This window comes from Mucilaginibacter sp. AK015, assembly GCF_014200785.1.
Taxonomy (GTDB): domain Bacteria; phylum Bacteroidota; class Bacteroidia; order Sphingobacteriales; family Sphingobacteriaceae; genus Mucilaginibacter.
Map to the genome: position 1 here is coordinate 1,125,271 of NZ_JACHCV010000001.1, position 19,792 is coordinate 1,145,062.

Here is a 19,792-nt window from a genome sequence, read left to right on the forward strand (position 1 = left end):
ACACAGCAGTTAGTGTTACCATTGCCTGTTATGGCAGTTCTTTAGAAGAACTTATCGGGGTTAGGCACCAGGTTCAGGAACTTTTCAAACTTCTCTTCGTAATGCGATGGATCAAGGCGATAATAAAAGGCCCCTTTTTTTGACGACTGCTTATCTTTTTCGGCCAGCTTTACCAGTAAACCCGTGGATAGCAGTTTGCGGCTAAAGTTGCGGTCGTCAAACTGGGTTTGATAAACACCCTCATACAAAGCCTGCAACTGGGGTATGGTAAACCTTTCGGGCAGCAACTGGAACAGTATAGGGTGTAGCGCAGCTTTATAGCGCAGTTGTTTTTTTGCCAGCTTTACCATTTCGCTATGGTCAAAAACCAGGTCGGGCATTTCATCAAGCAGGAACCACTCAGGGTGGTTTTCGCTGGTAAGCTGCTTTTCGTATTTCTGAATATCAATAAGCGCAAAGTAAGCAATAGACAGTGTACGCTCTACCGGATCGCGGTCGGGCTTGCCAAACACCCGGAATTGCTCCATGTATACATTTTTCAAGCCCGTACGTTCTTCAAGCACCCGGTTAGCCGCATCCTCCGGACTTTCTGAAGGGTTTATAAATCCACCCATTAAGCTCCATTTGCCAATTTCGGGTTCCAAATTACGCTCTACCAGTAACAATTTGATGTTCCAGCCATCAAAACCAAATATGATACAATCTACTGCAGCCAACATTCGTTGCTGCCCGGGATATTCTTGCATTGTGTACGTTTATTTACAAGTGTAAAGAAATAATCGGCATTTTAAAAACAGTAGTGCAGTGTAATGCTTTTGTAACTAAAAATATTAAACCTGCCCCTTATTAATAAATATTTGATATTTACTTATTACAGCAAAAACAAATACCGACTTTGGAAAACATCTTAAACATATCAAACCTAAACAAAACTTATAAAAGTGCCGGCCGGCAACTTACAATTTTAGACGATATAAATTTCAGCATCAACGCGGGTTCTACAAACGCAATAGTTGGCCCGTCGGGCAGCGGCAAAACTACCCTGCTTGGCCTTTGCGCCGGGCTGGATAGCGCAAGCGCCGGTACCGTTGAATTAAACGGCATAAACCTGGGCAGTTTAAGCGAAGACAGGCGGGCGCAGGTACGCAACCAGTATGTGGGCTTTATATTCCAAAATTTTCAGCTGCTGCCAACGCTAACTGCTTTAGAGAATGTGATGGTGCCGTTAGAGCTGCGCGGCGAAAAGAACATTAAGGCGCGCGCGCTGGACCTGCTTGACAAAGTGGGCCTGGCCGACCGTGGGCACCACTACCCTGCCCAGCTATCGGGTGGCGAGCAGCAACGGGTATCACTTGCAAGGGCTTTCTCCAATTCGCCTAAAATATTGTTTGCCGATGAACCTACCGGTAACCTTGATGCCGAAACCAGCGAAAAAGTGGTAAAACTCATTTTCGACCTTAACCGCGAAGCTGGCACTACCCTGGTGTTGGTAACCCATGATCTTGAACTGGCAGCAAAAACACAACGAATTATTAAAATAAAGGGTGGCAAATTAGTTGCCGACGACAAAACCGGTAATGTATAACGCACCCATGGATAATTTGACTTTTAATAGAAAAATAACTTTATCGTGGCTGTTTAAAATGGCGCTGCGCGATAGCCGGCGCAACCGCGGCAGGCTGCTGCTTTTTATCTCATCGATAGTGTTCGGCATAGGCGCCCTGGTGGCTATCTACTCGTTCAGGTATAACATTCGCAACGATGTTAACAACCAGGCTGCCACCCTTATAGGCGCCGATCTTTCCATCAGCGGCAATAAAGAGCCAGACGCCAAACTGCAAAAGCTGCTGGATAGTCTGGGCGACGACCGCTCGCAGGAACGCAGTTTTCCATCTATGGTGCTGTTCACCAAAAGCCAAAACACCAGGTTAGTGCAGGTAAAGGCCCTGCAAGGCGGTTTCCCATATTATGGCTCTTTGGAAACCACGCCCGCACAGGCAGGTATATCTTTCAAAAAAGGAAAGAACGCGCTGGTTGATAAAACACTGATGCTGCAATTTAACGCTAAGGTAAACGACTCGATAAAAGTTGGTAACGAAACCTTTTTGATTGCGGGCATTCTAAACAAGGCGCCTGGTCAAACGGGCATTTCATCGGGTATTGCCCCGGTGGTTTATATCCCGATGCAATACCTTGATAAAACAGGATTGATAACCACAGGCAGCCGCATCAACTATAGCTATTACTACAAATACAACAGCAATACCGATGTAGAAAAGCTGGTAAAGAAACTGGACCCTACACTTGACAAGGCAGGGTTTGGGTATGATACCGTAGAAGGAAAAAAGGAAGGCACCAGCCGCTCTTTTGCCGATCTGTCGAAGTTCTTATCGCTGGTGGGTTTTATTGCCCTGCTGCTGGGTTGTGTGGGCGTAGCAAGTGCCATCAATATTTACATCCGCGAGAAGATACAATCCATAGCTATTATGCGTTGCCTGGGCGTAAAGGCGTCCGAAGCCTTTCTGATCTATCTTATACAAATAACCGGCATCGGCCTAATAGGTTCGGTAGCCGGAGCGGTATTGGGTACGGGCGTACAGCATTTATTGCCGCTGGTGTTAAAAGATTTTTTGCCCATAACCATATCCGTTACCATATCGTGGATGGCTATATGGCAAGGCATTGTATTAGGGCTTATCGTTTCCATATTGTTCGCTTTGCTGCCGCTCATCTCTATCCGCAATATTTCACCGTTAAACACCTTAAGGCTATCTGTCGACAATACCACAAGCCTGCGCGACCCGTTAAGATGGGCGGTTTATATACTTGTGCTGGTATTTATCACCTGCTTTGCTTACCTGCAAATAGGCGACTGGGCCGGCGCAATATTCTTTACCATGGGTATGGGCGTAGCCTTTTTAATATTAACGGCAATTGCCTGGCTGCTTATCCGTTTTGTAGGCCTGCTGATAAAAGCATCGTGGAGTTATACCTGGCGCCAGGGTTTTGCTAATTTATACCGGCCAAATAATCAAACCATTATCTTAACGGTTTCTATCGGCTTAAGCACCGCGTTTATTTGCACGCTATTTTTGATACAGCAGCTGCTTATTTCCCAGGTAACGCTGTCAACAGGCGATAATCAATCCAACATGATATTGTTTGATATTCAGTCCGGCCAGCAAAAAGCCGTAGCCGACCTTACCCGCAAACAAGGGCTGCCGGTGCTATCCGAGGTGCCTATCATCACCATGCGTTTAGAAAAAGTAAACGGTAAAACTGCCGCCGATGCCAAAAAAGATTCGACGCTGCATATGTCTGAGCGCGCCTTTAACTACGAGTACCGGGTTACCTATCGGGATGCGTTAACCGAGTCCGAAAAAGTAACCTCCGGCACCTGGCAAGGCGCGGCCAGGCCCGGTAAAGACATCCCTATATCGGCCGAAGAGCGCTTTGCCGGCCGCATTAATGCCAAAGTAGGCGATAAGCTGGTTTTTAATGTACAGGGTGTACCAATGAATACTTACATCAGCAGTATCCGTAAGGTAAACTGGAACAGGGTTTCAACCAATTTCCAGGTGGTGTTCCCCACGGGGGTTTTAGAGGATGCGCCGCAGTTTCATGTATTGCTTACGCATGTGCCATCAAACGCGGTATCGGCAAGGTATCAGCAAGCCGTGGTAAAGCAATTCCCCAATGTTTCAATGATCGACCTGGGCCTGATACTGAACGTACTGGATGAACTGCTTGGTAAAATAGGTTATGTGATCAAATTCATGAGCGGCTTTAGCATTATTACAGGTATAATAGTATTGATCTCATCCGTTCGCATCAGCAAATACCAGCGCATACAGGAAAGTGTTTTGCTGCGTACCCTGGGCGGCAGCCGCAAACAGATATTTGCCATTACCGCGTTAGAGTATTTGTTCCTGGGGGTACTATCGTCCCTTACGGGTATAGTTATCGCGGTTGCCAGCAGTTGGTTGCTCGCCAGATATACTTTTGACATACCGTACGCCGTTAATTTTTTACCGGTAGGTATTATCTTTATTGTTATTACATCGCTAACCGTTATAATAGGCCTGTTAAACAGCAGGGGTGTATTAAACAAACCACCGCTTGAGATACTGCGGTCAAACTCATAAAAAATCATGCGTCATAAATTCAGGATAATTTTAGCCATAGCGCTAACCATTACAGTTGCGGGCTGCGGCAGCAAATCAGCCAAAACAGATACCCTTGCAAGGGACAGCGTTCAGACAACAGTTACGGCATCAACCAAAAACATTTTAGTTTTTGGCGACAGCCTAACCGCGGGCTACGGGCTGGATGATCCCTCTGAATCATACGCGGGTGTTTTGCAAACCAAGATAGATTCGGCGAAACTGCCATACACTATTGTAAACGGAGGACTTAGCGGCGAAACATCGGCAGGCGGTAAAAACCGGATAGACTGGCTGCTGAAGCAACCTGTTGATGTATTTGTGTTAGAACTCGGCGCAAACGATGGGCTGCGCGGCATCCCGGTAAAAGAGACTACCAGAAATCTGCAAACCATTATTGATAAGGTGAAAGCCAAATATCCGCAGGCAAAACTGGTAATGCTGGGTATGCAGGTACCGCCCAATATGGGCCCTGCATACGTAAGGGATTTTAAAAATATGTTCCCGCAACTGGCTGCCAAAAATAATATGGCGCTGGTGCCTTTTCTTTTACAAGGGGTTGGCGGCGTGCGGGCGCTTAATCAGCAAGACGGCATCCACCCCACTGCCGAAGGCGCTAAAATATTAGCGGCTAATGTTTGGGAGGTGTTAAAAGGGGTATTGTAGACTAAACTTCATCTATCATCTTCGTCAATAATGGGTTGTGGTATATGACCGTCAGTAGATGTACTTTTTCTTTTCTCTCAAAAGAAAAAGTACCAAAAAAAAGTCGCGCCTGCGTCCTGTTCTGTGAAAGGGTGTGCTTTATCAGTGTTGTGCTATCCGAACAGGTCAATGCCGCAGTTGGCGGTAACGTTAAGGCAGTTGGGGCTTTTCGCTCGAGGATTGCCGCGCTACGCTCGCAAGCACGTGTCGGTGAGGAGTTGTGATGATGTGTCAGCAAAACAGCTTCGGGCGAAAGCAGGCAGAACGATGGTGGCCTTGAGCGGGGCAAGGGCATAGCAATACTTGCCTGAAGCATAGGGATGAGCGAATGAAGTTGTGGCAAGATTTTGCAGCCCGTGGTTCTGCCCGGTTTGCGGGTTAAAGGCTTTGTGCGGCAAAGAAACCTTTTTTCTGACTTGAATTTTTGCTTCTTTTGTTTCAAGACAAAACGGCGAAGCCCTCTTGAGCACCTTAAAAAAAACAAACAACAGCGAAAAACAAGTAGCCTCCGCGGTAATGAGCGGGCTAACATTCATCTACGCACCTGCCAGCGCCCTGTCCAAATGTACATAACCGCCATCCACATACACAATTTGCCCGGTGGTATGGCTGGATCGGTCTGATAACAGGAATATAACGGTATTAGCAATTTCCTGGGTGGTAGTCATGCGCTGCCCCAAAGGTATAGTGGCTTCTATCTCTTTCCGCTTGGCTAAAGGGTCGGGCAAGGTATTTATCCAATTTTCGTAAAGCGACGTCCAGCACTCGGCAACCACAACCGCGTTAACCCGTATGCCATATTTCAGCAACTCAACCGCCCATTCGCGGGTAAGCGCATTACGGCCGCCATTTGCAGCGGCATAGCCCGACGTATTACCCTGGCCTGTATCCGCAACTTTAGAAGATATGTTGAGGATAGCGCCCTTTGATTTCTTTAGCAAAGGCAAAGCATAATGCGCTACCAGGTAGTAATGCACCATGTTTTTATGGAGCGATGCCATAAAATCAACATAATTTCCATGCTCTAAGCTAACGCTATCGTTTATGCCGGCATTGTTCACCAGGCCATCTATGCGGCCGTATTTTCCGGCTATGGCCTTCACGGCCTGCTCGCATTCTTCAGGGCGGGTTAGCTCGGCAACAAACTGGCCTGCGCGGCCGCCTTTCGCGGTTATGTCATTTACAACTACCAGGTTGTCTGCTTCGCTGCGGCCGATGATCACGGGGATGGCACCTTCTGCGGCAAGACCGCGAACAATGCCTTCGCCAATGCCCCTTGCACCTCCGGTTACTACTATTACTTTATCCTTTAAATTCAGATCCATAGTATATTATCTTAAGAGCCTGGCCTCAGTGTCCGGCTACAATCTCTACCTTTTTTACTTTCAGGTTCTTTAAGGCGAACCTTAAAATCCCAACAAAACAAACGCCCGGCACAAGGTACGAAAGCTGTATGTTCGACGCGTCAGATATCCTGCCCATTATTGGCGGCAACACTGCGCCGCCTACAATGCCCATGATCACTAACGAGGATCCGAGCTTGGTTTTAGACCCCAGGTCATGAATGCTCAACGAGAATATGGTTGGGAACATGATAGACATAAAGAACCAAACGCCCATTAGCGTATAAACAGCGGCCGGGCCCTTTAAACTAACCGCCGCGCCAATTAATATAATGTTGATGATTGCATAAGTGACCAGCAGCTTAACCGGGTTGAAAAACTTCATCAATAAAGTACCTATAAACCTGCCGGCCATAAACATGCCAAAGGCTATGGCCAGATTAACCGAAGCAGGTTTTTCTGCAAAGCCGGCTACCCGCTCGCTGAAACGGATGAAGAAACTGCTTACACAGGCCTGCGCGCCCACATAAAAGAACTCGGCCAATACGCCCGACATCAGGTGCTTATCTTTGGTAAGCTCAAGTATGCGTGCACCTAAAGGCCTGCGTTCTTCTGCCAGCTCAACGCTGCTTTCTTCTTTTATTTTGGGGAAAGCAGTGCGCCAAACCATTATTGCTACCAAAAAAACCACGATGCTTATGATCACAAATGGCACCTGCACGGCAGATGCTTCATGATTTAAATACTGGTTCAATTGTTCGGGCGACATGGCTTTTTCCTCGGCCGGGCTCAAGGTTTTCCCCGAAAGGATGAACATGCCCCCAAAAGTAGTTGCCGATACCGCCGCGAAACCATTAAACGACTGTGCAAGGTTAATGCGGATGGCAGAGCCCCTGGGGTCGCCGATAAGTGTGATCAACGGGTTTGCAGCTGTTTCTAAAAATGCCATTCCCGAGAAAACCACGAACAATGCGCCTAAAAAAAACGCGTAGTTGCGTACCGCTGCAGCCGGGTAAAACAGCATAGCCCCTACCGAGAACAGCAGCAGTCCTAATATAATGCCGCCTTTATAGCCGTACTTTTTCATAAACTGCGCCGCAGGGATGGGCAGCAAAAAGTAAGCTATGTACGATGCAGAGTCTATCAGCGACGATTGGAAATCGGTAAGCTGGCAGGCCTTTTTTAGGTGAGGAATTAATATGGGATTAAGGTTTAGTGCGAAGCCCCAGATAAAAAACAGGGAGGTAATAAGCGCTACGGCAGCTAAGCTTTTGTCTTTTGACATTTATACAGGTTTTAAAATTCAGGAATTTGGTGGCTCAAGATAAATTATTTAAAGGCAGCTTGTATATCCTTTAATGAAATTCCGAGCGTTTTTAGAGCGATCTGGTTCAATTGCGCTTCATCCCCGGTAAAATGAAAAACGTTGTGGTTATGTGTCAGCTTTTCGCCGGGCTTTAAAAATGCCGCCGGCGATACGCTTTCTATTTCATAAAACGGCCCCATTTGCCCGCCTGCTGCCAGCGGACCATCGTTATAGGCGTTTACCGCATCGCCAACAAACGGGGGCTTATCGGGTGTCCATTCCTGGTTAAGGTAAGTGCCTTTGCTGTCTACATCATACATAGTAATGGTTAGCACTTTGTTTTGCGGGTCATAGCTGCCAGCCATGTTTTTGGCCCGGTTTGGCGGCATGCCCAACTTGCCCCTGCTTTTACCATCGGCCTTAAAAAGCAATATGCCTTTATCGTATTTAACCCTGTCGGGTGGTATCTGGCCAAAATAATCGGTGGTGGCTACTTTACCTGTGGTATTTTCATTGCAGGGCACCACGATCACCGTTTTTTCGGACGGCGAAAACATATCCAGGTTCCAAAGGCATGGCGCACCGGTAGTTTTATCCCAGGCTTTACCGCCGTTATTGGTAATGGTATTAGTTGTGCTGAAGCCCACTGCTTTTACTTTATGTTGCGCGTTGATACCCAGCATTTTTTGGATATCATCCGTACTGCACAATTTCACTGTACGGTCCATCTTTATTTTTAGCAGCGTGTTAGCATAGTTAAGCAATTCGGTGGTTTTACTCATGGCAACCTCGTTATTGCTTTTTGATACCAGTTGCCAGCTTTCGTTATCAATAGCCGGCGGTGTGTGCCAGTTGGCAAATTCCATTTTGGTACCGGGCTTAAAGTAAAGCGAGAATTTGCCGCCCTCGGGACCAAGCCACAAGCGGTCTTCGCCGCCAAAGGCATTCATGTGTTCATCGGGTTTGGCACCAAAAGTTTTGTAGTTCACCCAGCCAAAGCTGCGGCCACCGGCACCATTAGCGGTAGATGTAAACACCTTTGCCTGGTATTTTGGCGATACGATGATCTGCGCCATACTATCGCTGCTTTTTAATACAATAACGCTGTCGTGCTTTTGCAGAAAGCTAAGGTCGTAACCAAACGTACCGTTGGCCAATAGTGCGGTGCCTGCGGTATTGGCCTGCTCCTTTTTAGCGTTTTGCGAGCATGATACAGCCAATATTGGCAACGCAAACAACAAATTGCGGAAATGCGTCATAGGTTTACTTTTTATGTTTCGGGTTGATGGCAACAGTGTTTACCATGGTGCCAATATGATCAATGGTTATTTCTACCACGTCGCCCTCCTGCAGTGTAAAGGTTTGCGGCGGTACCAGGCAAGTGCCTGTCATTAAATAGCATCCCTGCGAAAAATTTATCTCGGCAAATAAAAACCCGGTTAATTCGGTAAATGAGCGTTTGATGCGCGATACGGTGGTCATGTCGCTGAAGGCCGCCTGGCCGTTCCTGCTGATGGTCATTTTTATAGCTGATTCTGCGGGGATAGGCGTTTCACTTACATACAGGCAAGGGCCAAGCGCGGCGCTTTTTTCGTAGATCTTTGCCTGCGGCAGATACAGGGCATTTTCTCCTTCGATGCTGCGCGAGCTCATATCATTACCTATTGTATAACCCTGGATATTGCCGTTTGCGTTTACAAACAGGGTAAGTTCCGGCTCGGGCACATCCCATGTTGAATCCTTGCGGATATAAACTTTTTTTAAATGCCCCGATACCCTTGATGCCACCGATTTAAAAAACAGCTCGGGCCGTATGGCATCATAAACCAAATCGTACAGGCTGGCCGCGGTTTCAGATTCTTCCATCCGTGCGTCGCGGCTTTGCAGATAGGTAACCCCCGCGGCCCAAACTTCCTGGCCGCCAATTGGCGGCAAAATACTGCCAGCACTTAGCAATAGTCGGCTATCTTCGGCGGTTAATTTTTTTGCGGTGCCTGCAAGGCTTTTCAGGTGGGTTTCCAGCCGGTCGCGGTTAACAAGGGCATCCCATTGAGAATCTATTACAAAAAAACCGCCTTCGTGCTCCAGCAGGATGCCATTGATGGTTTTGTATAATTTCATATATCTCAGTTTATCTCCAGTTCGTCTTTCGATGGCAGCTTAGGGAACGGCCCGTGCGGCCCGGTCTGGTACCAGAAAACCACCGAGGCGATATCGTCCTGTAAAGGCATATACCTGCCGCCGCTGCGCCATCCCAGGGCCTGTATGGTCACCTTCAGGTTCTTCTCGAACCGTATGGGGTCGGTAATATGCCAGCGGTACATACCAAAGCGCTGGGCTATGTTATAATGCCCGTCGCCGCGGATAACCTGCGGTAAGCCGGTGTAAGGGCCGGTAAACTCTGTATATTCTGTTCCTTCGCTGCCGTCAGCGCGTTTTTTATGCGTATCAAAATCATAAGATCCGCAGAAGTAGTCTTCGGTACCGGTGCCAATAATAGTTGGATATTTGGTATCCCCATCCATAAAAAATTTGATCTCGCCTTCGCCCCACCAGCCATTTTTATTTGAACCGTACGCCATATACGTACCCACGTACTGGCCTTTGCCTTGAATGCTATCCACCAATACATAATCCTTTTTATATGGCAACGGGTTTATACGCCTGAACTGGGCGTGGAAATAGCCTGCATCATCGGGTACTTTGGTCAGCGTATAATCAACCTGGTAGTATAGTACCATATCCTGGTCGTCGATATTTTCCATGGTGATACGGCATTTTTTACGGAACGGCATTGGCCAGTAACAGTTAAAGGCGCTACCGGGGTTTACCACCACAGCCAACGAGGTTACCGGCGCGTATTTGCCCCAGCCCATGCAAAAGAAATCGCCAACGGGCGACTCCACCGACGGCGTGGTTTCATCGTCCCAGTAAAAACGGATGATAGAATTGCGCCAGTTGCCGGTAGGTGTCATCCAGATATGCTGTATAGCACCTTCGCCATTAATTTCGGCAACGGTATAAGTGGTGTGTTTTTTTATGATAACGCTTGGGCTCACTTTCCAGGTTGGGCCCAGGTCGCGCGAGGCCGCGGCGCCTGTCCCCCTAGTAGCCATGCCGCCTTTGCCCTTTTCACCGTTAAAATTTTCGGGGCTTATAGAGCGGCTCACCGCATCGGATGTGCGGTAAATGTTACCCAGGTTAGCATCTAATCCATTAAACTTTTGCTGCGCGCGCGCAGCGATGCAAAGGATGCTGAGCAACCCTGCTAATAAGAAAGTCTTCTTCATAATTGTAGGTTTAACGGTTAAAAGTAGTAAATATCTTTTTTACTGTATTAATAAGTATCGCGCTCTTTAGATGTTAGTTTTATTAAAAAGCCCCCGCCCGGCGCCATGTGTATGGGCAATTTATCTTTTTTAGTGAGGTGTTGGGTATCGATACCATAATCTGATCCGTAATGATCGGCATTGACACCGTCTGTACAGATAACAGCATCGTAAGTTGCGCTGTCCAGCAAATCCAGATCAACAATGATATCCCTGGCTTCAACAGTCATACCGGCTATAAACCATTGGTTGCCCTTTTTACGGGCTGTTACAATGTAGCTGGCTACTTTTGCATCAAGGATGACGGTTTCGTCCCAAACGGTTGGCAGGCTGCCCAGCAGCTCCATAAATTTTGGCTCCAGGTATCCCTGCGACGGGTTACCTGAAAATATTTGAAGCGGGTTATCGTACACCACAAACATGGCCAGCTGATTGCTTCGTGTGCCCTGGCTCATAGGGTTGCCTTTTTGTTGTATAAACCGGCCCTGAGCGGCATTGTTGAGCAACCCGGGTTCGTAATCCATCGGCCCGGCAAGCATGCGGGTAAAGGGGAGCGTTAAATTATGCGCCGGCGTGGGCTTGTCCGACCAGATATTATACTCACTGCCCAGCACGCCCTCGCGGGTAATATTGTTCGGATAAGTGCGGTTAAAACCCTTCGGCGGGTAAGCGCCATGAAACATGATCATGATATGCTTATCGGCACAGGCCTGTGTAATGCGTTTATAAAAATTAACTACCGGCTGGTCGTCGCGGTCGATAAAATCGGTCATGATAAAATCCACACCCCATTTTTGAAACTGTTTTAAGGCACTGTCCAACTGGCGGTCAAGCGTCATGGATAGTGTCCACATGCTTAACTTAATACCTTGCTTTTTGGCGTAGGCGGCAAGCGTATCCATGTTGATGGCCGGGTTTATTTTAAACAGGTCGTTGTTATCGCTCCACCCGGCATCCATCATTATCCGCTCGAAACCAAAGCGTTTGGCAAAATCAATATAGTATTTGTACGATGCTGTGTTTAGCCCGGCCTTGAACGGCACATTGAACAGGTTGATATCTATGATCCATTCATCGGTGCTTTGGCCGGGGTGGATCCAGGATGTATCCTTAATTTTTGATGGGGATGCCAGGCGGTAAACCAGGTCGTTACCAGGCAGCTCTTTATCCTGCCGCGCTATGATCATTACCCGCCACGGGAAGTTGCGCGAACCATTTGTTTTTGAAAGATAATTTGCCCGTTCGGCAACAACTTTTTGCGGGTAATCGCCGGGTTGTACTCGCTCTTTTAGCGGGTATGGTGCAAAAGTGGCCGTAAGCGCCGAACTATTAACCCCACGCAGGAACATACCCGGGTAATCATCAAGATCAGATTCGGTAAGGCCTATCTTCAAATGATCATTAACAGCTACCAGTACCGGCGAGTACATGAAGCTATCTGCCGAAAGGCTATCAAGCGCTTTGTAGGGGTACTGCTCTTCAAAACTGGTATGATACACGTCCTGCCCCTCCCGCTTGTGGATGACGGGGGCATAAGCATGTGCCCCGGCGGCGAAACTGAATTTTGCTGTTTCGTCCTTCACCGTTATCACGTTTTTAAAACCGGTTGTTATGCGGTAGGCTACCCCATCATTATAAACCCTGAAGATGACCCCAAAACCATTTTTAAACTGTATAGTCACCTCGTTATAAATATCGGGTATCTGTTTACGCTTATCGGGTACGGGCGCTGTTATCACCTCGTTAACCCGGCGGCGGCTCATGCTTTTAACCCGTAAGCCCTGCGATAGCTTTTGCCCGGTTAGCAGTTCCATATCAATTACCGATGGTAAAATGATACGTCTACCATCTGCATAAACTGTGTAGGTAAGCCCTTTTACAGTATTGATATCCAAACTGATATTTTTATCGGGCGAGTACAACTGTTGCTGCATTGCGGCGGCATAGCAGTTTGCAGCCGCAACGGTAATGAATAACACGAGGAACGATCTAAGCATACAATGTTAATTGGTTACAAACCCTGCGGCGGCCACGGGTAAACTAAATTAAAAATATAAAATTTAAACGCGTTAAAAGATATGGTTTAGCATGATAGCGATGAACTGCTTACTCACCCGGTCGTTGCGTCGCCCGATCACCCTCTCGGCGCAAGCGCAAAGAGGGTAAACGTCTTCTACACCCTCTTTGCGCAGCAGAGAGGGTCGCGCACGCAGTGTCGCGGGGTGAGTCACCCGTACCCCAAACGCATTACTATTTATCCCATTTAACCCATACCTGCTACAGTACCGCAAAAGCGGGATGGTTTTGGTATCTTTGCGCCTCTTTAATAATTAAAAATGGTGTGGGCAGAGAAATTTAAGCTGAACAAACAGCTGGTACGGTCGGTTACCGAGGCAGGGTTTGATACCCCGAAAGAAATACAGCTAAAAACACTTAACCGCATTATTGGCGGACAGGATGTTGTTGCCATTGGCCCCGGCGGATGCGGCAAAACCACAGTTTTGGTACTGGCTACCCTGAACCGTTTTAAGCATAGCGCCGATGGCGTACCCAAGGCGTTGATATTGGCCCCCGACCAGGAAAAGGTATTTGAGATACTTGCCCAGTTCGACCGCCTGAACCGGAACAAGTCTATCCGCATAGTAAGTTTGCATCCCGGACAAACTACCGAACAGAACATGGACGACCTTGCCGATGGCGCTGACATTGTAGTAGCCACGCCCGAAAGGGCCCGCGCCATTTATCTGAAACTTGGTTTAAATCTTAATAAGGTTGATTTTTTTGCCGTTGACGATGCGCAGCTTATAGTTAAGAAAGGCCTGCAATTACCTGTTGTTGAACTGGCTAACAGTATAGGTAAAGCCCAGCACCTGGTATTTACCGAAGTAATGCACGACAGGCTCAACAAGATGATAGCGCCCTTTATGGAATTGCCAGCTACTATTGAGGTAGAGGAAACGCCCGAGGCCCAGTTGCCCGTACATCAGCAAATGCTATATCATGTTCCTAATTTCGGTACAAAACTAAACCTGCTTAATTTGTTTTTGTACGACGAGGAACTATTTACCAAAGTGATAGTTTTTGCCAATACCCGCCTTACTGCCGAAACCATATATAAAAACCTTACTAATCGCCTGCGCAAAGCGGTTGCCATGATAAACCCATTATCATTCGAGTATAATAAGGTTAATGATGTCAGCGAATTTAAAGCCAATAACAACCTTCGGGTGCTGGTTGTAGCCAATGAGGGCACCGGTGATATAGATGTTACGGGGATCCCGTTCATTATTCATGTCGACCTGCCTGCTGAGCAGGAAGTTTACATTAAACATGTTGAAGATCATGAAGTTGATGCAGATGATGAAACTTTAGCTTTAACCTTTGCTACCGATCTTGAACTTGACCAGGTACGCCGCATTGAACAGGCAACCGGTCAAAAAATGCAAAAGGCCGACCTCCCCGAAGACCTGGTAATAGACAAAGACCGAAAACTAAAGGAAACCGACAAGGAGCAGAAAAAGAAACCCGCTAAAGCCGACCCTAACCAATATGTTCCGGGCGAAGCCTTCCATCAAAAAAAGCCGGAGAACTCAAAAACCTACAACTATAGCTCGGGCACCAAAGCTAAAATGAACATGAAGAAAAAGCACGGATAAACGTCCACCACATTCCCTCCCAACGGGAGGGGTGCGGCTGTTTGTGTAGTGGCAGGGAGGGGTTGAAAGCCATACATTAAGGAGCCCCTCCCTGCACCCTCCCGTTGGGAGGGAATCGCACCAGCCACAGCTTCGGTGCTATTATCCCATCTCCTTACAGCACTCAATATACAGGTCTTCCACTTTTTTGCGGGCCCAGGGGGTTTTGCGCAGGAACTTAAGGCTGGAGTTGATGCTGGGGTTATCCAAAAAACAATTGATACGGATGCGGTAGCCCATTTCGGCCCAGCCCAGGTGAGCCACTAAGGCGTTAAGAATGGCTTCTAAGGTTTTGCCGTGCAGCGGGTCTTTTGATGTTTGCTCCATACTGCAAAAGTAGCGTTTCTTTTTACTTGCTTAGCTGTACCAGTTCAAGCGCTTTCAGGGTATCATTATATAATTGCGTGTACAGGCGTTCATCGAGTATATTACGGTTAATAAGCTTGCTGCCCATGCCCACAGCGCACACGCCTGAGCGGAACCATTCGGCAATGTTACCGGCCTCAATCTCCACCCCGCCGGTAGGAATAAACAACTGCCCGGGGAATAACTCCCTGATAGACGCGATGAACGCCGGGCCAAGTATATTTGCCGGAAATATCTTTATCAGCCTTGCTTTGTAATGCTGGGCTACGTGTATCTCGGTAGGGGTCATACAGCCTGGGATCCAAAGCTTGTGGTAATTACCGGCAACCAGGGCTACCTCGGTATCCACCACCGGCGATACAATGAAATCGGCGCCTGCATCAACAAACGCCTCGGCCTCCAGGCCGGTTTTTATGGTACCTGCACCCAGGTACATATCGGGCATATCTGTTGTTAATGCCTGTTTTAGCCTGTAAAAATTACTCAGCGCTTCCTTGCCACGGTTGGTGTATTCTACCACCCTGACACCCGCACTGTACATAGTACGAATTACCTCCAGGCTAACTTCGGCATCCTCGTAAAAGAACAAGGGCAGCATCCCCTGTGATAGAATGGCGTCAAGTACGGTCTCTATTTTATTCATCACTCAGACTTTGGCAGATGGGTGTATAACCAAATCAATGCGGTATACCTTACAAAGTAACAACAAAAAAGCCCGTAATTTTCTACGGGCTTTAGATAATATCGAAATTGTGCGCTAAGCTTATTTAACCACCAGCACACCATCCGCTATAATAGAAATATCTTTCTTTGGTTGGTTTATCATGGCTATTTCTTCCTTGCTTTTACCTGCATCAGCCGCGTAGTGCTTTAAACGCTCAACCGAGGTTTCCTTTATTTTGGCCTTGCCTTCAACCACAACGGTTTTGCCAACAATGTTTTGCGGCATAAAATAAGCGTAATCAGTAAACTGAACCATTATGGGCGCACCGTTAGCCTGCTGCAATTTCATAAAGCAGCCTTTTTTGGTACAAACTTCAACAACGGTACCCGTAATTTTGCCGTTGTAAACACTATCCGTACTTAAGGTCTTATTTAAAGCGTCGGTGTTAACAGCGTTATCTGCCGTAACGGTTTTGCCGTAAGTAACGCCTGCTTCCGCAGGTTTAATAGTGCTTTGCGCAAAGGTAACGGTGCTTAAAGTTGCACATATCGCAAATAAAATTAATTTCTTCATATCAAGGGTTTTAGATTATTCTACAACAAAATTAACACTTTATTTTTATTTACCGGTAATAGCCGTTAATACCCGATAAATTCGTTATTTACATTAATTTTTTGTTTATATAAACCCTATTAATATCTGATTATAAAATAATTAAAATGTATATTTCGTTTAAGTTAAATGCCATCATAACTATGTTTATATGTTCGGCATAAAAAATGTTATACCTTTTAAAACAAGATATCATCATGAGCTCAGCATTTGTAAAAGAAGGTGAAAACCAGTGGCTGCACGAGATCGGCCCATCTATGAACGCGTTACTTGTTTTTCTTCAACGGGAAAACGGCGGATTAAGAATTTACGAGCGTAAGAACTATTACAACACCACCGAAGGCCGCGATGTTTACCAGATGAGCGACGGCCTCAGCTACGCTAAAAACGACGAGGGCAAGTGGTACATTGTGTGGGATTAATTGTTAATAAACGTTAAACGACAGCCATAAATTACCGCATATGACTTTTTTGCCTTAATGTTGTTTAATCTTATCCCTTACTTCATGAAACGTAAATGTTTACTGTTGCTACCGGCTTTGTGTTTAATAATGTTTGGCTGCAGCGGCCCATCCCAAAAAAGTAAAAATACGGCACCCGTTAGTTTGGTAAGTAACGGCGTACGCATTGATTATACCGATACCGGCAACGGCGATACAACCCTCCTATTTGTGCATGGCTGGTGCATAAACAAAAGTTACTGGGCCGACCAGGTGGCCTATTTTGGTAAAAAGTACCGCGTGGTAACCATCGACCTGCCGGGGTTTGGCAAATCGGGCAGGAACCGCACGAAATGGAATACTGCCGCGTATGGTCAGGATATTAAAAATGTAATAGATCAGCTCGGGCTTAAAAACGTGGTGCTGGTAGGGCACTCCATGGCCGGCAACATTGTTTTACAAGGCGCCGTAGATGCGCCCGAAAATGTGATAGCGCTGGTTGGGGTCGATAACTTTAAGTCAGTAGGGCAAGCACCGGTTGACAGCGTTAAGTATAAACAGGAATACGGCAAGGTATTAGCCGCTTTAAGGAAGGACTTTAAAGCCGTGGCGTTTGAGTGGTTTAATAAAGAATTGTTTTACAAAACCACCACTAAGGCCATTAGGGACAGGATATTGAACGACGTTGCCCATGCCGACCAAAATATTGCTATTGCTACCCAGGAATGGGATAGTTTTAATGATACCGACGCCCTATTAAAGGCCAAAAAGAAACTTTACCTGGTAAACAGCGACTATCAGCCTACAGACACCACCGGGTTAGTTGCCAAAAAGATCCCTTATAAATTGTACGAGGTGCACGCCACCGGGCACTTCCCGATGGTTGAAAAACCGCAGGAATTTAACCTGCAATTAGCCAAAGCTATAGCTGATATTAAGCAGCTATAGCTTTAGCAATTAAGGCGCTTACAGCTTAAATTTAATGCCCCCATTTACTACAAACCCGTCAAGCGGCGCGTAAATATCCCTGAAAACGGGACTGCTGATACTGCCGGTGTAGATACTGTCGAAACGGGTTTGGCGGGTATCTGTCAGGTTTTCGAAATTAATAAACAGCGAAAAACGCTCCCAGATCCGTTCGGCCATTATACCGGTAGTCCAGTAGGCTTTGCCTGTGGTACCGTCATTTAGTTTTTGCCTGCTAAAATAATAGGCCTCCGCCCCTATTTTCCACCTCTCGGCTATTTCGTACATCAACACGTTGTTCAACCTGTGTTTTGATACCAATGCGTATGGGCTTATGTTATTACCGGTATGCTGGCTTACATCTGCCAGTGTGTAGCCCACAAACAGTTTAAGATCGCCATAGGTAAGCTTAATATTCGTTTCCAGACCCCTGGTGTTCAAATCGCCTGGCGGTTGCATGTACTGCAGGTTACCGTTTGCCAGCTGTGTAAGTAATATCGGGCGCTCTATCCGCGTATAAAAAAACAGCTGGTTTATGCTAAAGCTGCCCTGGTCGTTAAATATGGGCGTGCGGTAGTTGATATCGTAATTAGCGCCATATGAACGCTCGGCCCGCGTGTTAGCTACATCCAGCGGTAAAACGTTCCTGAACTGTATCCGCTCGGCATCCTCGGTAAATACATTTGGCCCTTTATAGCCCAGGCCGCCACCCAAACGCGTTGACAACCGCGGGGTTATTTTCCATAAGCCTGATATGCGCGGCAAAAGCATAAAGCCGTACCGGTTATGATAGTCGCCCCGCAGGCCACTTTCTAAAGTAAAGGCCGCGCTTATATCCCAGGTATTTTGAATAAACGCGCCGATGGTATTATTGGTGTAACTCCGCAGCGGAAAGGGGCTGTACCTGTTCTCGTTAAAATCGTCCGTCAGGAAGTTAAGGCCCGCTACCCAGTCAACTTTGCCGGTACTGCGCGTATAATTGGCTTCGGTATAGGTTGATGTTTGCCCGCCCGAAAAACGGTAGTCAGGCAGGTTAATGGTCCGGTCATAATAACTCAGGCTGTTCTTCATTATCAGTTTGGCGCTGCTACCCAATTTATGCACTAGTTCGGCCTGTGTGCTGTAGCGGCCTGTTTTGTTTTCTTCAAAATACGAATGCAGGGCATCGCCATCGCCTTCAATATAGTGCAGGTCGCCCCCTATCCTGTTCTCCACGGTAGCGTTAATACCTGCAGTAAGGGTAGTGTTATCATTGAAATAAAAAAACAGCTTAGGATTGAGTGTAAACCTGTTGAATTTTGGAATAGCCGTGAGGTCAATATCCGAAGGATCATATGCGCTGCCATGGTTATAGGCTGCATATATTGTTGAGCCTATTTTGTTGAACTTTTGCGCGTAAAAGATGCTGGCATCAAGCCCGCGTGCCGAAGTGCCGTTTAGCAGTACATTCAGCTGCCTTTCGTCCGCCGGCGTTTTTGATACCAGGTTTACCAGCCCGGCTATAGCGCCGCCGCCATACAAGGTAGACGATGAACCTTTGATCACTTCCACCTGTCTCAGGTCGAGCGGGGCCACTTGCAACAACCCCAAACCGCCCGAAAAACCGGAGTATAGCGGGAACCCGTCGCGGATGATCTGCGTGTATTTACCGTCGAGCCCCTGGATGCGGATACTGGAATTACCGCTTGTGGCCGATGTTTGCTGGGTTTGTATGCCCGTGCTTTCGGCCAGCACCATGCGTATATCGCCGGGTTTCATGTTGCTTTTTTCGTCAAGTTCCTCGCCCGATATTACCTCCACACGGGTTGGGATATTGGCAATGGTGCGGCTGCTGCGCGTGGTGGATACTACCACTTCGTTAAGTTCATTCTCCCGGGGATGGAGCATTATTTCTAAAGGCTGTGTTTGGTTCAGGGGGAAAAGGATAGTATCCTGGCGTGTTATATATCCGATATAGTTAAACCTGATAAGCTGCTTGCCATCAGCTATTTTGATAAGTGTTACTAAACCTGTGGTATCGGTAGTTGCACCTATTGTTGTACCCGGTACCGATGCTGTGGCGCCAATAAGCGGCTGTTTGGTTTGAGCGTCCTTAAGGATGGCAGTAAATGTATTTTGTGAAAATGCCGCGGCAGTATAAAGCACCGCCGCAAAAAGCACGAATAGTTTTTTCATTGAAAATGTTGTAGTTAAAATAATACCT

18 protein-coding genes are annotated in these 19,792 nt (G+C 47.1%); 6 read left to right on the top strand and 12 right to left on the bottom strand.

The window, feature by feature from the left end; translation table 11 throughout:
- Positions 1-41 precede the first annotated feature (41 nt).
- Positions 42-746, bottom strand: coding sequence for an NUDIX domain-containing protein (locus HDC91_RS04915; RefSeq protein ID WP_183548942.1), 705 nt, complete (start codon positions 744-746; stop codon positions 42-44).
- Positions 747-895: 149 nt separating this feature from the next.
- On the opposite strand from HDC91_RS04915, the gene HDC91_RS04920 reads away from it, so the two are divergent.
- Genes HDC91_RS04920 through HDC91_RS04930 form a run of 3 tightly spaced genes read left to right on the top strand, consistent with a single transcriptional unit; the run spans position 896 to position 4,829 of the window.
- Entirely contained in the window at positions 896-1,585 is a 690-nt protein-coding gene (locus HDC91_RS04920) for an ABC transporter ATP-binding protein (protein ID WP_183548944.1), read from the top strand.
- 7 nt (positions 1,586-1,592) lie between these two features.
- A complete protein-coding gene (locus tag HDC91_RS04925; protein WP_221262107.1) occupies positions 1,593-4,145 on the top strand; it encodes an ABC transporter permease in 2,553 nt (850 codons plus the stop codon).
- Positions 4,146-4,151: 6 nt separating this feature from the next.
- Entirely contained in the window at positions 4,152-4,829 is a 678-nt protein-coding gene (locus tag HDC91_RS04930) for an arylesterase (protein WP_183548946.1), read from the top strand.
- 227 nt (positions 4,830-5,056) lie between these two features.
- Here HDC91_RS04930 and HDC91_RS04935 read toward each other — a convergent pair whose 3' ends face one another.
- From HDC91_RS04935 to HDC91_RS04965, 7 genes are read right to left on the bottom strand one after another with little or no spacing between them, the layout of a single operon-like run.
- The gene (locus tag HDC91_RS04935) at positions 5,057-5,356 is read right to left on the bottom strand and encodes a hypothetical protein (protein ID WP_183548948.1); all 300 of its coding nucleotides are present in this window, start codon (positions 5,354-5,356) and stop codon (positions 5,057-5,059) included.
- A gap of 48 nt (positions 5,357-5,404) precedes the next feature.
- Positions 5,405-6,193, bottom strand: a complete 789-nt coding sequence (locus HDC91_RS04940) for an SDR family oxidoreductase (RefSeq protein ID WP_183548950.1) — start codon at positions 6,191-6,193, stop codon at positions 5,405-5,407.
- A gap of 25 nt (positions 6,194-6,218) precedes the next feature.
- A complete protein-coding gene (gene fucP / locus HDC91_RS04945) occupies positions 6,219-7,496 on the bottom strand; it encodes an L-fucose:H+ symporter permease (protein ID WP_183548952.1) in 1,278 nt (425 codons plus the stop codon).
- 44 nt (positions 7,497-7,540) lie between these two features.
- The gene (locus HDC91_RS04950) at positions 7,541-8,776 is read right to left on the bottom strand and encodes a DUF6786 family protein (protein ID WP_183548954.1); all 1,236 of its coding nucleotides are present in this window, start codon (positions 8,774-8,776) and stop codon (positions 7,541-7,543) included.
- A 4-nt stretch (positions 8,777-8,780) separates the two neighbouring features.
- Positions 8,781-9,638, bottom strand: coding sequence for a fumarylacetoacetate hydrolase family protein (locus tag HDC91_RS04955; protein WP_183548956.1), 858 nt, complete (start codon positions 9,636-9,638; stop codon positions 8,781-8,783).
- 5 nt (positions 9,639-9,643) lie between these two features.
- The gene (locus tag HDC91_RS04960) at positions 9,644-10,807 is read right to left on the bottom strand and encodes a glycoside hydrolase family 172 protein (RefSeq protein ID WP_183548958.1); all 1,164 of its coding nucleotides are present in this window, start codon (positions 10,805-10,807) and stop codon (positions 9,644-9,646) included.
- A gap of 47 nt (positions 10,808-10,854) precedes the next feature.
- Complete coding sequence (locus HDC91_RS04965) at positions 10,855-12,843, bottom strand: glycoside hydrolase family 97 protein (protein WP_183548960.1); 1,989 nt, start codon at positions 12,841-12,843, stop codon at positions 10,855-10,857.
- 339 nt (positions 12,844-13,182) lie between these two features.
- Here HDC91_RS04965 and HDC91_RS04970 point away from each other — a divergent pair, with 339 nt between their 5' ends.
- Positions 13,183-14,502, top strand: coding sequence for a DEAD/DEAH box helicase (locus HDC91_RS04970; RefSeq protein ID WP_221262108.1), 1,320 nt, complete (start codon positions 13,183-13,185; stop codon positions 14,500-14,502).
- 141 nt (positions 14,503-14,643) lie between these two features.
- Here the strand turns inward: HDC91_RS04970 and HDC91_RS04975 are convergent, their stop codons facing one another.
- The 3 genes from HDC91_RS04975 to HDC91_RS04985 form a co-directional block, all read right to left on the bottom strand.
- Positions 14,644-14,868 carry a VF530 family DNA-binding protein gene (locus HDC91_RS04975; RefSeq protein ID WP_183548962.1) on the bottom strand — a complete coding sequence of 75 codons (225 nt, stop codon included), beginning with the start codon at positions 14,866-14,868 and terminating at the stop codon, positions 14,644-14,646.
- A 22-nt stretch (positions 14,869-14,890) separates the two neighbouring features.
- On the bottom strand, positions 14,891-15,550 hold the full coding sequence (locus HDC91_RS04980) for a bifunctional 4-hydroxy-2-oxoglutarate aldolase/2-dehydro-3-deoxy-phosphogluconate aldolase (protein WP_183548964.1): 660 nt from the start codon (positions 15,548-15,550) through the stop codon (positions 14,891-14,893).
- A gap of 120 nt (positions 15,551-15,670) precedes the next feature.
- Complete coding sequence (locus HDC91_RS04985) at positions 15,671-16,144, bottom strand: DUF4920 domain-containing protein (RefSeq protein ID WP_183548966.1); 474 nt, start codon at positions 16,142-16,144, stop codon at positions 15,671-15,673.
- Positions 16,145-16,380: 236 nt separating this feature from the next.
- Between HDC91_RS04985 and HDC91_RS04990 the strand changes: the two genes are divergently transcribed.
- Complete coding sequence (locus HDC91_RS04990) at positions 16,381-16,605, top strand: hypothetical protein (protein ID WP_183548968.1); 225 nt, start codon at positions 16,381-16,383, stop codon at positions 16,603-16,605.
- An 84-nt stretch (positions 16,606-16,689) separates the two neighbouring features.
- A complete protein-coding gene (locus HDC91_RS04995) occupies positions 16,690-17,571 on the top strand; it encodes an alpha/beta fold hydrolase (protein ID WP_183548970.1) in 882 nt (293 codons plus the stop codon).
- 18 nt (positions 17,572-17,589) lie between these two features.
- On the opposite strand, the gene HDC91_RS05000 is transcribed toward HDC91_RS04995, so the two are convergent.
- Complete coding sequence (locus HDC91_RS05000; RefSeq protein WP_183548972.1) at positions 17,590-19,764, bottom strand: TonB-dependent receptor domain-containing protein; 2,175 nt, start codon at positions 19,762-19,764, stop codon at positions 17,590-17,592.
- Positions 19,765-19,792 lie beyond the last annotated feature (28 nt).

Bases quoted from the DNA above. Each gene is read 5' to 3' on its own strand.
- HDC91_RS04980 (WP_183548964.1), bottom strand. From the start codon at position 15,550: ATGAATAAAATAGAGACCGTACTTGACGCCATTCTATCACAGGGGATG.
- HDC91_RS04925 (WP_221262107.1), top strand. From the start codon at position 1,593: ATGGATAATTTGACTTTTAATAGAAAAATAACTTTATCGTGGCTGTTT.
- HDC91_RS04975 (WP_183548962.1), bottom strand. From the start codon at position 14,868: ATGGAGCAAACATCAAAAGACCCGCTGCACGGCAAAACCTTAGAAGCC.
- fucP (WP_183548952.1), bottom strand. From the start codon at position 7,496: ATGTCAAAAGACAAAAGCTTAGCTGCCGTAGCGCTTATTACCTCCCTG.
- HDC91_RS04960 (WP_183548958.1), bottom strand. From the start codon at position 10,807: ATGAAGAAGACTTTCTTATTAGCAGGGTTGCTCAGCATCCTTTGCATC.
- HDC91_RS04970 (WP_221262108.1), top strand. From the start codon at position 13,183: ATGGTGTGGGCAGAGAAATTTAAGCTGAACAAACAGCTGGTACGGTCG.
- HDC91_RS04965 (WP_183548960.1), bottom strand. From the start codon at position 12,843: ATGCTTAGATCGTTCCTCGTGTTATTCATTACCGTTGCGGCTGCAAAC.
- HDC91_RS04985 (WP_183548966.1), bottom strand. From the start codon at position 16,144: ATGAAGAAATTAATTTTATTTGCGATATGTGCAACTTTAAGCACCGTT.
- HDC91_RS04930 (WP_183548946.1), top strand. From the start codon at position 4,152: ATGCGTCATAAATTCAGGATAATTTTAGCCATAGCGCTAACCATTACA.
- HDC91_RS04955 (WP_183548956.1), bottom strand. From the start codon at position 9,638: ATGAAATTATACAAAACCATCAATGGCATCCTGCTGGAGCACGAAGGC.
- HDC91_RS04940 (WP_183548950.1), bottom strand. From the start codon at position 6,193: ATGGATCTGAATTTAAAGGATAAAGTAATAGTAGTAACCGGAGGTGCA.
- HDC91_RS05000 (WP_183548972.1), bottom strand. From the start codon at position 19,764: ATGAAAAAACTATTCGTGCTTTTTGCGGCGGTGCTTTATACTGCCGCG.
- HDC91_RS04990 (WP_183548968.1), top strand. From the start codon at position 16,381: ATGAGCTCAGCATTTGTAAAAGAAGGTGAAAACCAGTGGCTGCACGAG.
- HDC91_RS04915 (WP_183548942.1), bottom strand. From the start codon at position 746: ATGCAAGAATATCCCGGGCAGCAACGAATGTTGGCTGCAGTAGATTGT.
- HDC91_RS04995 (WP_183548970.1), top strand. From the start codon at position 16,690: ATGAAACGTAAATGTTTACTGTTGCTACCGGCTTTGTGTTTAATAATG.
- HDC91_RS04950 (WP_183548954.1), bottom strand. From the start codon at position 8,776: ATGACGCATTTCCGCAATTTGTTGTTTGCGTTGCCAATATTGGCTGTA.